Source organism: Arthrobacter crystallopoietes (assembly GCF_017603825.1).
Classification (GTDB): domain Bacteria; phylum Actinomycetota; class Actinomycetes; order Actinomycetales; family Micrococcaceae; genus Crystallibacter; species Crystallibacter crystallopoietes_B.
Genome location: NZ_CP072014.1, coordinates 4,257,036 through 4,270,068 on the forward strand (window position 1 = coordinate 4,257,036; position 13,033 = coordinate 4,270,068).

The window sequence follows — 13,033 nt, forward strand, 5'->3', positions numbered from 1 at the left end:
TTGCGCGGCGTATTGTGCGGAAATATTGCCCGTCTTCCGACGACTTATTACGCATTTCCCGTAACAAGGCGTCGAATGCAAAACGTCGAAATCGCGCTACCCAGCTGCGCGGATGCCGCCTCATCGCGGCGGCAGTTCCGCCTATCCTCGGGTGAAGTTCGCGGCCACGGCAGCGTCGTAACGGTCCAGCACCAGCTGTGCCAGGACCGGGTGCGGCAGCAGCGGCCCCGTGACGATATCCGCGCCGGCACGGGCAAGTTTGTCGTGGAAGAATCCGGGCGCCAGCAGGTAGGACGCCACCACCACCCGCGCTGATCCCGCTTGGCCCGATTCCTGCCGGGCAGCTGCCACGGCCTCGGCCACGGATGGCCTCGCCGAGGCACCGAAGCCTGCAGTCACGGGACCGGACCGCAGCTTACGCAGCATGCCGGCCAGTTCCGCCACGGCTCCCGCTGCCGCCGTCAGGCTGGACCCGGCCGCGGCCAGCACCACGGCGTCGTCGTTAGCTGCCCCCGACTCCGTCAGTCGTTCCTGCAGCAGAGCGGCCAGCCGCTTATCAGGGCCCAGGGGTTCCGCTGCACAGGTACCCGGGCGGCTTTCCACCGCCTGCCGGATGTCCACGCTCGTGTGGTAGCCCGCGGAGAGCAACAACGGAACAACGACGGCGCGGCGCCCGGCCGGCAATGCTGCAACGACCTCGGGCAGGGTCGGCTCCTGTACGTCCACATAGGCCTCAAGCACCTCGGTCCCCGGCCGCAACCGGGCAACCTCCCGGCGGAGGGCATCGATGGCACGGCGGCCGGCCGGGTTGGACGTTCCGTGCGCGCAGGCAATCAGGACAGGTGGCATGAGGCAATACAATAGCGGCAGTTACTGCCCGCCGTGGTCTTGCCATATCCGGGCACAGGCACAAGGCTTGGGCCATGGCACATGAAACGCATGAAAGCCGGACGCACAGCTGGCTGGGTGAGGACGACCCGAGCCGGGCGGAATCGGCCACGATCAACCTCGAGCCCGAGCGGCTGAGCGCCCACGGCGCCTCCCGCACCTCCGAATACGCCGCCAGCTGGTCGCTGACCACCACCCAGAACTGGTTCACCGAGCGTCTGATCGTCACGGTGCACGGCCACGGCTGGAGCCGCCACCTGGAACTGGTGCGCGCAACCAACGGCGAATGGAGCGCAGAAGCGCGCGCCTGGGGCACCGTGGACCTGCCCGAGCCGGGACTGGCGGATCCGTCGGCGCTGGTCGGGGCGGTGGACTGCGACCTCGGGCTGTGCCCGGTCACCAACACCATGCCGATCCTTCGCCTGGGCCTGGTCCATGATGAGCAGGTCTCCGCCGACCTCGCCGTCGCGTTTGTCCGGATGCCCAGTCTGGAGGTGGTTCCCGCCCTGCAGCGCTACACAGGAATCAAGGCGTACAACGACGTCACCGGCACCGCGCTGATCGGTTTTGATTCGGGCAACTTCAGCGCCGAAGTCACGGTTGACGCGGACGGCATCGTGGTTGACTACCCCGGGCTGGCACAGCGCCGCCGGAGCTGAGGCCGGCGGGCAACGGGACTGGGCAACCGGCACCCGCAGGTAGGATGGTGAGCGACCCACCCCACCAGTCAAGGAGCCCCCATGCCCGAAATGTTCGTGGACAAGTTCCGTGCCCTCGTCCCCAAGTACCTGGGCCGGAAGTGGAGCGAAGAAGACGGCATCTCCTACGACGAACTCGAAGGCCTCCTCGGCGAACACAAGTTCCAGGTTCCGCAGGCGCTGGTGGAGTTCTACCACGCCCTGGGCGGCTGCGAGGACCTGATGGAGGCCCACGATTTCTTCTGGGATCCGGACGAGCTGGAAATCGAGGACGGCTACCTGCTCTTCCTGGACGAAATGGATGAAGAAGCCAACTGGGGCTTCCGGGCCGAGCACCTTGCCGTTCCCGATCCCATCGTCTGGATCCGAACCAACACCGGAAAGCAGCGCTGGCAGAGCGAGGAATCCACCTTCAGCGAGTTCGTCTTCGACATGTTCGACTGGGTCTTCAATGACGATGAGAACGACGACGAACTGCAAGACTGACCCATGATCTGGCCGAGCCACGCACCCGAAAATTACCAGTGCCCCTTCTGCGACTTGGCCTCCGGGCAGTTCCGTTTCCAGACGAATCTGTGCCGTCCGGAGGACATGGTAGCCTCGACGGGACTGGCCATAGCCTGGATCGCTTCGCACGGCTTCGAGCCCGAACCCGGGCACGTGCTGGTGGGGCCGAAGGAACACTTCGAGCTGCTCTACGACATGCCCGACGATGTCCTGTCAGAGATCGCGTCGCTGAGCCGTGACATCGCCGTCGCCATGAAGAAGGCGTGGCAACCGGACGGTATTACCACCCGCCAGCACAACGAGCCCGCCGGGAGCCAGCACGTCTGGCACTACCACCAGCACGTGCTGCCCCGCTGGCACGACGACGGACTGTACTTCACGCCGCAGCGGCCCATCGTGGATCCCGCCATCCGGGCACGCAAGGCCGCCGAACTGCGGGCGGTCATGTCGCAGCTCTGACCGCCCGCAGCCGGAGTGCGTCAGGCGTCTTCGCGGTTAGGGTTCTCCAGCCGGAAGAAGTTGGAGTCAGTGCCGTCGGTGCGCTGTTCCTGGTAGATAAAGTTCAGCCTGCGCTCGTCAAAGGTCTTGAACCATTCGTCCCAGCTCACATGCTGCAGGTCCTTGCTGTCCCCGCCGAAGTCGAACCGCAGGACGCCCAGGTGGTCGTCGTGCTCGGTGCCGCTCACGGTGGCAGGCGTGGCATTGCGCTCCTCGAGTCCGGCATTGGCCGAGGCCGTTCCGGGATCAGACGTCGCGGTCGACAACCGCCTCGGCAAACGCGGTCAGGGCCAGCTTGACGGTGCTTTCCGGCAGCCGTTCCAAGGCCAATTTCGCGTCATCCGCCCACTTGCGGGCCACGGTCCAGGCCTCGGCGGTCACCGGATGTTCGCGCAGCGCTTCGACGGCGCGGGCCAGGGCCTCGTCCGACGTCAGGTCCGCGTCCACCAGCTTGAGTACGGAGGCCGCCGAACTGTCGCCGGCCGCGGCGGCCTGGCGCAGCAGCAGAACCGGCAGCGTGGGCACGCCCTCGCGCAGGTCGGTGCCGGGCGACTTGCCGGACTTGACTTTCAGCCCGGTGACATCGATGACGTCGTCCGCGAGCTGGAAGGCCACGCCGACCTTTTCGCCGTACTCCAGCATCATGTCCACCACATCGGAACCGGCGTTGGCGAACATCGCACCCAGCTGGCCCGAGGTCGCGATCAGCGAACCGGTCTTGTCCGCGATGACCGAAAGGTAGTGCTCCACGGGATCTTCGTCTTCGCGCGGTCCCACGGTTTCGTGCAGCTGGCCCAGCACCAGCCGTTCGAAGGTGCGGGCCTGGATCTTGACGGCTTCCGGGCCGAGCTCCGAGACCAGGATCGATGCGCGGGCAAAGATCAGGTCGCCGGCGAGAATCGCCACTTGGTTGCCCCAGACCTCATGGGCCGTGGGCGCGCCGCGGCGGTAGGGGGCTGAGTCCATCACGTCGTCGTGATACAGGGTAGCGAGGTGAGTCAGCTCAACAACGACGGCGGCCTGGAGCACCTCGGGCACGGGGCCCTCCCCCAGCTGGGACGCCAGGATGGTCAGCAGCGGGCGGATGCGTTTGCCGCCGGCCTCGACGAGGTGCCGGCTGGTGGTGTCCGCCAGCGGATCCGAGTGCGCGATGGCGGCACGCAGCCGCTTCTCCACTCGGGCCAGGGCCGTGGATACGGCGGGCCCGAGAGCGGGATCCTGGGCCACCGGGGCGAAGCCCGCCGGCAGGTTCAGGCTGGTGGCGAGGGCGGCGGTGGCCGTGTCCAGCTCCAGGGAGTCCGGCACGCCGGCACCTGCAGGAGTCCAGCTCGGTTTTGCGTCAGTCACTGTATAACACTAACTAATCGTCGGGGCAGATGGGGTGCGGCTGTGCGTGGAAAGGCCTTGGTTGGATGCCGGCGGCGTGAGTCTCTCCAGCAGATGAATAACTCTATCCTCAAAACCCTTGCCGTCCTGGTCCGTCAGGTTGGCGAGCATCCGCACCACGAAGCGCATCAGCACCGGCACCGGCATTCCGGTCCGCAGTGCCAGCTTCATGATGGCAGGTTTTCCGATCAGGCCGGCAAAAACGCGGCCCAGCGTGAAGTGGCTTCCCCAGTGGCCCTGGATGATCCCGGCGTAGCGGGCGAGCGAGGAATCGAAGCCGGCCTGGCTGAGGATCTGGCCCTGTGAACCGCCCAGCCGGCCAAAGGTGTCGGCAATCAATTCCGCGGCGTAGCGGGCCGATTCCATCGCGTAGGAAATGCCCTCGCCGTTGAACGGGCTGACCATGCCGCCGGCGTCGCCGAGCAGCAGCAGTCCGGGTGAGTAGTGCGGAGTCCGGTTGAAGCCCATCGGCAGGGCCGCGCCGCGGATCTCGCCAACCTGGTTCTCCGGGGTGTAGCCCCACTCGGCAGGCATGGCGGCGGTCCAGTCCCGCAGCACCTGCTTGTAATCCAGCTTGCCGAAGGAGCGCGACGAGTTCAGGATGCCTAGGCCCACGTTCGAGGTGCCGTCGCCGACGCCGAAGACCCAGCCGTAGCCAGGCAGCGGGTTGCCCTGGGCATCGGGCAGTTCCAGCCAGCCCTCCATCCAGTCATCGTCGTGCCGGGGACTGGTGAAGTAGGTCCGCACGGCCACACCGAGCGGCCGGTCATCGCGTTTTTCAATGCCGAGGCTCAGGGCCGTGCGGGTTGAGTTGCCGTCGGCTGCGAGTACGACGTCGGCGCTGAAGTCCTGCGTCTGCCCCGTCTTCCGGCCGCGTTCATCCAGGATGTTGGCGCGCACCCCGGTGACCCGGCCGGCGTCGTTCCTTAATGCAGTGGAAACGGAATGGCGTTCCAACACCGTGGCCCCGGCAGCCTCGGCATGGCGGGCCAGTTCCTCGTCGAAGCCCAGCCGGGTGCGGATCAAACCGTAGTCCGGAAAGTCCGAGAGCTCCGGCCAGGCAAGTTCCAGCCGCCGGCCGCCGGCGATCAGGCGCAGGCCCTTGTTGCGCCGCCAGCCGGCCGATTCCTCGTGCGGCAGGCCCAGCAACTGGACCTCGCGGACGGCGCGCGGGGTCAGGCCGTCGCCGCAGACTTTCTCGCGCGGAAATGACGTCTTTTCCAGCACGGTAACTTCAATACCCGCTTTGGCCAGGTAGTAGGCAGCGGTTGAGCCGGCAGGTCCGGCCCCGACAATCAGAACGGGCACGGTTACAGCGCAGCCCTCGTGCCCCGGCGGCGCAGCGCGCTCTGGGCGTCGGCGTTGGCCGCTTCCGTCCGGCCCGGCTTTCGGGCGCGGTGCACGGCCACGATGCCGCCGGTGAGGTTGCGGTACGCCACGTCCTGCCAGCCCTCCTCGGCGATCCACTGGGCCAGCTCGTTCTGGTTGGGCCAGGCGCGGATGGATTCGGCCAGATAGATATAGGAGTCCGGGTTGGACGAGATCTTGCTGGCGATGGCCGGCAGCATCCGCATCAGGTATTCGGTGTACATGGTGCGCCAGACTGGAAGGGTCGGCGAGGAGAACTCGGCGATGACCAGCCGGCCGCCGGGCTTGGTCACGCGCAGCATTTCCTGGAGCGCCTTGCGCGGTTCGTTCACATTGCGCAGGCCGAACGAGATGGTCACGGCGTCGAAGGAGTTGTCGGCGAACGGCAGGTTGGTGGCGTCCCCGGCGACGAAGTCGATGTCCGGGCGGCGGCGCTTGCCCACCTGCAGCATGCCCAGCGAGAAGTCGCAGGCCACCACGTGGATGCCCGCATCGGCGTAAGGCTCGCTGGAGGTGCCGGTTCCGGCGGCCAGATCCAGGACGCGCTGGCCCCGCTTGGCGCCGACGGCGTCCACCACAATCCGGCGCCACCGCCGGGTCTGCCCCATGGACAGAACGTCATTGACGACGTCGTACTTCGGCGCGACGTCATCAAACATGGCTGCTACTTCATCAGGGCGCTTGTCCAGGGATGCACGGTTCACCCGTTCATTGTCTCAAAGTTTGCCGCGCTGGTTTGCCGCGTCCCGAGACCCGGCGCGGGAGCCGCGCCATCACCGCGCAACGGCGGGTGTGGGCCAGCTTGCACCGGTGCTGTGGTGCGCTGCCGGCGGGGTAACCTTGAAGTCATTATGACCTCCCTGCGCGCCGTCACCGTTGACCTCGGTGAGCACTCTTCACCGACCGGAATAATGGACTATCTGGTCCGCGACGACGTGCTCTGCTGGGTTCGCCGCGGAGGCGGATTGGTCGGTTTCGGCGAGGTCGCCCGGTTCACGGATGTCGGTCCCGGCCGCTTCCAAACCGCGGCCCGCTGGTGGCGGGAGCTGCAGCAGGACGCAGAGGTGGACAACCCGGTGGGCCTGCCCGGCACCGGCCTGGTGGCCTTCGGTTCGTTCGCCTTCTCCAAAACTTCCGGCCACGCCTCGCGGCTGATTGTTCCGCAGGTTGTTGTGGGCCTCGGCGAACAGGGCTGCTGGCTGACCTATATAACTGACGACGACGGCGACAACCTCAGCGCCGAGACGGCCGAGGCCGCACTGGCTGGCTGGCTGGACGAAATTTCCGCCGAGCGCGGCGCCGAAACCGCCGACCGCCTGCACCCCGGGCAGGTTTCCGAAAGTGCCTTCAAAGCCGCGGTCGCAGCGGGCGTGGAGAAAATCTCCGGCGGCGGACTGAGCAAACTGGTGCTCGCCCGCGACGTGATCGCCGAGCTCTCCTCCCCCATCGCCACCGCCCAGGTGCTGCGCGAACTGGCCATCCGCTACCAGGACTGCTGGACCTACGGCGTGGACGGCCTCATCGGCTCCACTCCGGAAATGCTGATCAAGGTAGAGAACAACGTGGCCCGCGCCCGGGTGCTGGCCGGGACGCTGGACCGCGCCAACACCCACAAGATCGACGGCGAGTCCGACGCCGCCTACGCCGAACGGGTGCTCGCCGGCTCCGAGAAGCAGCAACACGAGCACGAGATCGCCATCGACTCCTTGACGCGCAAATTGGAGCCGTACACCTCCGAGATGACCTCGCACAGCGAGCCCTTTGTGCTCGAACTGCCCAACGTGTGGCATCTGGCCTCCGACGTGTCGGCGGAGCTGTCCACCAATGGCGGCCACGCGCCGTCGTCGTTGGAACTGGCCGAAGCCGTCCATCCCACGGCGGCGGTGTGCGGAACGCCCACCGAGGTGGCCGGCGCGCTGATCCGCGAACTCGAGCAGATGGACCGCGGACCCTACGCCGGTCCGGTGGGCTGGACAGACGGCGCCGGCAACGGCGAATGGGGCATTGCCCTGCGCGGTGCAGTAGTGGAAAGCCCCACCCGTGTGCGGCTCTACGCCGGCTGCGGGATTGTGGACGCTTCGACCCCGGAAGCGGAACTGGCGGAAACCTGGGCCAAGTTCAGGCCCATGATTGAAGCCTTGGGCCTGCGCCGCTAGCCGTCGCCGAAGCGCTCCAGCTGGTCGCGGCGCATAACAATTTGTACAGTTGAGCGAGTCCGGCTTGTTGACTAATAGGCAATCAATGTAGCCTGTGATGCATATCACCCGTTACCGAATGTTACGGCTAGACTTAAGCCGGATTTTTCATCAAAGAACAGGTAGGAAAGCCAATGCGGAAAAACGCATCCACCGCGGTCAAGGTATTCTCCGTCCTTGCCACCGGCACCCTGGCCCTCACCGCGTGCGGTGGGGGCTCGTCTTCGGACGGCGGCTCCCAGGCTGCCGAAGGCAACGAGCTTGGCTTGGTCACCCCGGGCACGCTCACCGTCTGCTCCGACATTCCGTACCCGCCGTTTGAGTTCGAGGAAAACGGCGAATACACCGGCTACGACATGGATCTCATCCGCGAGATCGCCACGGGCATGGGCCTGGACACGCAGATCCAGGATGTTGGCTTCGACGCTCTGCAGTCCGGCGTGGTGCTGGCCTCGGGACAGTGCGACATCGGCGCCAGCGCGATGACCATCACCGAAGAGCGCGAAGAGAACATCGACTTCTCCGAGCCGTATTACGACTCGCTGCAGTCGCTGCTGGTTCCGGCCGATTCGGATATCAAGGCTATCGGCGATCTGGCCGGCAAGTCCGTAGGCGTTCAGCAGGGCACCACCGGCGAGGCGTACACCCGCGAGAACGTCCCGGCCGACACCGAGGTCCGCGCCTACCCGTCGGATGCCGAGCTGTTCCCGGCGCTGCAGTCGGGCGGCGTCGACGCCGTGCTGCAGGACCTTCCGGTCAACCTCGGCCATCTGGAGGGCGGCAAGTACGAGATCGTCGAGGAATACCCGACGGATGAGTCCTACGGTTTCGCTGTAAAGGAAGAGGGCAGCGAGGCCTTGCTGGAGGCAGTGAACGCCGAGCTGGCCGAACTGCGGGAGAGCGGCAAGTACCAGGAGATCTACGACAAGTACTTCACCCAGTAACGCCCTTACAGCTTCGCCCCGGATCAGCTGTCCGGGGCGAAGCTTGTCCTGAAGACCTCTGGAAGGCCTGAATGTGAAACCGTCTACCCGTAGGCGCCTGTTCCGCGGCGTGCTCTACGCCATTTTCATCCTTGCCGTCGCCGCCGTCGTATTCGTCGCCGACTGGGAAGCAATCCAAACCAACTTCTTCAACCCCGAGGTTGCTGCCGCAGCCTTCCCCGAAGTCATCCTGATCGCTGCGAAGAACACGATTGTCTACACCGCGATCGCCTTCGTCGGCGGTTTGATCTTCGGCCTGCTGCTGGCGCTCATGAAGCTCTCCCCCGTGGGTCCCTATCGCTGGGTAGCCACCGCGTACATCGAAATCTTCCGCGGTTTGCCGGCACTGCTGGTGATCTTCGGTTTCGCGTTCGCCGTGCCGATCGCCTTCGACTGGCGGCCGCCGGGAGGCAGCGCTGGTGCCGGTCTGATCGCCCTGATTGTGGTCTCCGCAGCGTACATCGCAGAGACCATCCGCGCCGGCATCGAGGCCGTTCCCCCGGGCCAGCGCGAGGCCGCCCGTTCCCTGGGTATGAACCCCAGCTGGACCATGGTGTCGGTTGTCCTGCCGCAGGCCTTCCGCATCATCACACCGCCGCTGACCAACGAACTGGTCATCCTGATCAAGGACACCTCGCTGCTGTTCATCGCCGGCATGGCACTGAGCGAGCGGGAACTGACCACCTTCGCACGCGATGCCGTCTCACAGCAGGCGAACGCGACACCGCTGATGGTGGCGGCGCTGATGTACCTGATCATCACGCTCCCGCTCACCCAGCTGGTGGCCAAGCTTGAACGACACAACAAGAGAGGCCGGTAAGCCATGGCGACGGAGAGTTCCCTGCGAAAGGACCGTCCCGCAATCGAGGTCCGGGGCCTTTACAAGAGCTTCGGGGACAACGAAGTCCTCAAAGGCATCGACTTCCACGTCGACCAGGGCGAAGTGGTGTGCGTCATCGGGCCGTCCGGCTCGGGCAAGTCCACGCTGCTGCGGTGCGTGAACCGGCTGGAGGAACCAACCAAGGGGACCATCCTGGTGGAAGGCGTGGACATCACCGACGAGGAAACGGACCTGGACAAGATCCGTACCCGCATCGGCATGGTGTTCCAGCAGTTCAACCTCTTCCCGCACCTGAGCGTGCTGCGCAACCTCACCTTGGCCCAGCAGCGGGCCAAGAAGCGCGGGAAGTCCGAGGCCGTCGAAACCGCCCGGCGCAACCTGGCCAAAGTCGGGCTGGACAACCGGGAGAACGCGTACCCGGCCCAGCTGTCCGGCGGCCAGCAGCAGCGTGTGGCGATCGCCCGGGCCTTGTCCATGAACCCTGACATGATGCTCTTCGACGAGCCCACCAGCGCACTGGATCCGGAGCTCGTGGGCGACGTACTGGAAGTCATGCGCCAGCTCGCCGACGAGGGCATGACCATGATGGTGGTGACCCATGAGATGGGCTTCGCCCGCGAAGTGGGCGACCGTGTGGTCTTTATGGACGGCGGAGTTGTGGTCGAGCAAGGCAAGCCCGAGGACGTGCTGGGGAATCCTCAGCACGAGCGCACCAAGGCCTTCCTCTCCAAGGTGCTCTGACCCTGGCCCAGCGTCCGGATTTCCGAGCTGCCGGCCATTGACCGGCAGCTCGGATTCAGATGGTGACATTCAGCGAGGCAGTGTAGCCCTCGGCCGCGGAACCTGACATCGTGGCCAGCTGGTAGATGGCGCCGTCGTCGCCGAAGACATTGTCCGTGGCCAGCGTCGTATTCGGGAAATTCTGCCGGCTTGTCTCGTACCCGGGGGCGGCGTAGGCGTCCGTACAGGCCGCCTCCGTGAGGGCGATCTGCGAGACCTTCAGGATCTGCCCGGCATTCGTGGCGTTGGACATGGACTCGAAAACTTCGAAGTGGATATGCGGCCAGCGTCCGTTGTAGGCACCGGGAAACACGGTCGTAAACGTCATCTGGCCGTTGGCATCGGCTTCCTGCACGCCGCGCAGGAAGTTCTCGCCTTCCAGCCCGGAATCGTAGATCGAGTACCGGCCCTCCCGGTCGCAGTGCCAGACATAAACCGCTGCCCCGGCGAGCGCCTTGCAGCCGTTGGCGTTGTCCAGCAGGGTCAGCGTGAATTTCAGCGGCACTCCCTCCGCCGTCGTTGTCGAACCGTTGAAGCTGGACTTGATATCGCTCCTGACCACGCCGGACGCCTCCAGTACGTTGGGGCCGTTGGAGCCGTCCCCGGGGAAGGGCCCGGCGGTTTCATCCGGCATTTCCGCCCCGCATTCGGCGATGGCTCGGGTGATGGTGGACGACGGCGTAGCCGCACCGGGCGAGGCCGTTCCCGAGGCCGGAGCAGCAGCGGGAGGTGATGTGGCCGCCGTCGTCGTTGAACCGTTGGTAGTGCCTGAGGGAGTGCAGGCCGCCAAGGCAGCCATCGTGCCGGCGCCGAAGAACAAGCCGAGCGTGCGCCGGCGGCTCAGCGTCGTCAGATCGAATTCGAGTCCGCGGTCGTGGTCAGGGTGGGGCGTCTTGTGCGTCATGGGTTCCTTTCTAGCCGGGAACCCTATGCTTCGGCTATGCCTGGTCCGCGGTCACACCCGACATCAGCTGGGAGTTACCTGAGGCAACGTTCGAGGCCTTTCGGGCATCCGGCCGCGCAGTGCTGCTCCCACGGTCTCCGTTATCGCGGCATGCAGCTGCCGCAGTGCGGCCCGGTCCGTGCGGACCTCCAGGATGCTGCGGCCGGACACCGGCTCCAGCAGCGCGTCCTCCAGCGAGGCTTCATCCTCCACCAGCCGGTAGCCCACTCCATAGGCTGCGGCGATAGCGGCCAGGTCCACTTGATGCGGGGTCCCGAAGAGGCGTTCGACGGCGGCGCTATAGTCCGCGCGTCCGCCCACCTCGCCGTGTTCGAGCAGCGAGAAGATCCCGCCGCCAGCATCATTGACGACGACGATGCGCAGCGCCGGTTCCGCTTCGCCGTCACCGAGGAACAGGCCGGAGGCGTCGTGCAGGAAGGTCAGGTCGCCCAGCAGGACGGTGGTCTGCCGGCCGGCGCCCAGGGCGATGCCGGTGGCAGTCGAGATGGTGCCGTCGATCCCGGCCAAACCGCGGTTGGCGTGGACGAAGGCCGCCGGCTCCGGCGCCGGAGCGCCCATAAGATCTACATCGCGGATCGGGTTGGAGGACCCGAGCACCAGCCGGCCTTGCGCAGTGGCCCAGACCACGCGGCCCACATGCAGTCCGGTGAGGCCCGGCGCTTGGTCCAGCAGTTTTCCTATGGCCGGCACGGCTGCGGCGCCGGCGTCCTGCCAGCGCTCCAGCCACCCGGCCGGGCCGGTGCCGGAGAAGGTGGAGAGTTCCGCCGGCTCGCTGATGATCCGTTCCCGGCGCCGGCCGGGTTCGAACCAGGCCACCGGCTCCGGCATGAACAGTGCCGTCTGGACGTTGGGCCTGGCCAGCAGGGCGGCCACCGGCCGGGAGAGCGTCGGCCGGCCGAAGACCACGGCACGCTCGATGTCAGCGCCGAGATGCCCCAGCAGCAGCCGGTATGCCGGGATGGCATTACGCCCGAAACGCGCATTGGACGACGGCTCGGCCAGCAGCGGCAGCCGGTGCGCGCGGGCGAATGCCTCCGCCTGGGCACCGGCACCGTGGCCGGCAACCACAACGGTCCGCCGTTCCTCCGCCGGTTCAGCTGCCGGCGCAGCTGGAGCAGTGGACGCGGCCTCGGTTGGCTCCTCCCTGAGGGCGACTGGGGCCGGCCGCCCGGCCGGCGCCTGCGGCCCCCCGATCTGCTGCACCCCGGCGGCAGGTGACTCGAGGGACGAAGCCGGAGCCCCGCCGTCGTTCATTGCCGGCACCAGCGGGTCGCGGAACGCCAGGTTGACGTGCACCGGACCAACGGCGCCCTGATGATGATCGGCCCCGTGCAGGCCATGGTGTCCACGCGAGGGCGTGGCGGTCAAAGTGTGCGTGGCCTGTACGGTTTCCACCGGTGCGACCGGGATGCCTTTGCCCGCCAGTAGCCCGGAATTGATGGCCTCTGCCGGGTCCTCGCCCGCAGCCACGTCCACCGCGTAGCGGACATGCCGCCCGAAAATTCCCGGCTGGCTGGTGGTCTGGTTGGCGCCTGTGCCGCGCAGTTCCTCGGGCCGGTCCGCCGTGAGCACCACAAGCTCTACGCCGGCGTGGTTGGCCTCCATCACCGCAGGCAGGAGTTCACCGACAGCGGTGCCCGACGTCGTAACCACCGGCACCGGGCGCAGGGATCCCAGCGAGAGGCCCAGCGCGGTAAAGGAGGCGGCCCGCTCGTCGATCCGCACGTGCAGCCGCAGCTCCCCGCGTGCCTCGGACTCGGCGAGGGCATAAGCCAGCGGGGCGCTGCGCGAACCCGGCGCGATCACCACATCGCGCACCCCACCGTCCAACAGGGCGCTGACAGCGGAGCGGGCGGCATCCAGGGCGTTCAGTTCAACGGTCACCTGTCCATCCTAGGCAGACGGCCGCGCCCACCAAGGTGGAC

14 protein-coding genes are annotated in these 13,033 nt (G+C 66.6%); 7 read left to right on the forward strand and 7 right to left on the reverse strand.

Annotated elements, in window-relative coordinates; translation table 11 throughout:
* Positions 1-141: 141 nt before the first annotated feature.
* Complete coding sequence (locus J5251_RS19595; RefSeq protein ID WP_139007227.1) at positions 142-849, reverse strand: sirohydrochlorin chelatase; 708 nt, start codon at positions 847-849, stop codon at positions 142-144.
* Between the two features lie 74 nt (positions 850-923).
* Between J5251_RS19595 and J5251_RS19600 the strand changes: the two genes are divergently transcribed.
* The 3 genes from J5251_RS19600 to J5251_RS19610 all read left to right on the forward strand — a co-directional run bounded on the left by J5251_RS19600 (position 924) and on the right by J5251_RS19610 (position 2,552).
* Positions 924-1,547, forward strand: coding sequence for a putative glycolipid-binding domain-containing protein (locus J5251_RS19600; RefSeq protein ID WP_139007226.1), 624 nt, complete (start codon positions 924-926; stop codon positions 1,545-1,547).
* 81 nt (positions 1,548-1,628) lie between these two features.
* Complete coding sequence (locus tag J5251_RS19605) at positions 1,629-2,072, forward strand: hypothetical protein (RefSeq protein WP_139007225.1); 444 nt, start codon at positions 1,629-1,631, stop codon at positions 2,070-2,072.
* Between the two features lie 3 nt (positions 2,073-2,075).
* Positions 2,076-2,552 carry an HIT family protein gene (locus tag J5251_RS19610; protein ID WP_139007224.1) on the forward strand — a complete coding sequence of 159 codons (477 nt, stop codon included), beginning with the start codon at positions 2,076-2,078 and terminating at the stop codon, positions 2,550-2,552.
* A 20-nt stretch (positions 2,553-2,572) separates the two neighbouring features.
* On the opposite strand, the gene J5251_RS19615 is transcribed toward J5251_RS19610, so the two are convergent.
* The 4 genes from J5251_RS19615 to J5251_RS19630 are packed head-to-tail and all read right to left on the reverse strand — an operon-like array spanning position 2,573 to position 6,049.
* A complete protein-coding gene (locus J5251_RS19615) occupies positions 2,573-2,857 on the reverse strand; it encodes a hypothetical protein (RefSeq protein WP_139007223.1) in 285 nt (94 codons plus the stop codon).
* Positions 2,838-3,938 (reverse strand): polyprenyl synthetase family protein, encoded by a 1,101-nt coding sequence (locus J5251_RS19620; RefSeq protein ID WP_139007222.1) that lies wholly within the window; start codon positions 3,936-3,938, stop codon positions 2,838-2,840. The genes J5251_RS19615 and J5251_RS19620 overlap by 20 nt, the downstream gene beginning before the upstream one ends.
* A 9-nt stretch (positions 3,939-3,947) precedes the next feature.
* A complete protein-coding gene (locus J5251_RS19625; RefSeq protein WP_139007221.1) occupies positions 3,948-5,285 on the reverse strand; it encodes a geranylgeranyl reductase family protein in 1,338 nt (445 codons plus the stop codon).
* Positions 5,286-5,287: 2 nt separating this feature from the next.
* Entirely contained in the window at positions 5,288-6,049 is a 762-nt protein-coding gene (locus tag J5251_RS19630) for a demethylmenaquinone methyltransferase (RefSeq protein ID WP_139007220.1), read from the reverse strand.
* Between the two features lie 147 nt (positions 6,050-6,196).
* Here J5251_RS19630 and J5251_RS19635 point away from each other — a divergent pair, with 147 nt between their 5' ends.
* The 4 genes from J5251_RS19635 (at position 6,197) to J5251_RS19650 (ending at position 10,105) form a co-directional block, all read left to right on the forward strand.
* The gene (locus J5251_RS19635; RefSeq protein ID WP_139007219.1) at positions 6,197-7,501 is read left to right on the forward strand and encodes an isochorismate synthase; all 1,305 of its coding nucleotides are present in this window, start codon (positions 6,197-6,199) and stop codon (positions 7,499-7,501) included.
* 173 nt (positions 7,502-7,674) lie between these two features.
* Positions 7,675-8,484, forward strand: coding sequence for a basic amino acid ABC transporter substrate-binding protein (locus J5251_RS19640; protein ID WP_139007218.1), 810 nt, complete (start codon positions 7,675-7,677; stop codon positions 8,482-8,484).
* A 73-nt stretch (positions 8,485-8,557) separates the two neighbouring features.
* Positions 8,558-9,343 (forward strand): amino acid ABC transporter permease, encoded by a 786-nt coding sequence (locus tag J5251_RS19645; RefSeq protein WP_170837956.1) that lies wholly within the window; start codon positions 8,558-8,560, stop codon positions 9,341-9,343.
* 3 nt (positions 9,344-9,346) lie between these two features.
* On the forward strand, positions 9,347-10,105 hold the full coding sequence (locus tag J5251_RS19650; protein ID WP_139007217.1) for an amino acid ABC transporter ATP-binding protein: 759 nt from the start codon (positions 9,347-9,349) through the stop codon (positions 10,103-10,105).
* Positions 10,106-10,160: 55 nt separating this feature from the next.
* Here the strand turns inward: J5251_RS19650 and J5251_RS19655 are convergent, their stop codons facing one another.
* Both J5251_RS19655 and menD read right to left on the reverse strand, forming a co-directional pair.
* Entirely contained in the window at positions 10,161-11,048 is an 888-nt protein-coding gene (locus J5251_RS19655; RefSeq protein WP_139007216.1) for an intradiol ring-cleavage dioxygenase, read from the reverse strand.
* A gap of 63 nt (positions 11,049-11,111) precedes the next feature.
* Entirely contained in the window at positions 11,112-12,992 is a 1,881-nt protein-coding gene (gene menD / locus J5251_RS19660; protein WP_139007215.1) for a 2-succinyl-5-enolpyruvyl-6-hydroxy-3-cyclohexene-1-carboxylate synthase, read from the reverse strand.
* Positions 12,993-13,033: the final 41 nt, after the last annotated feature.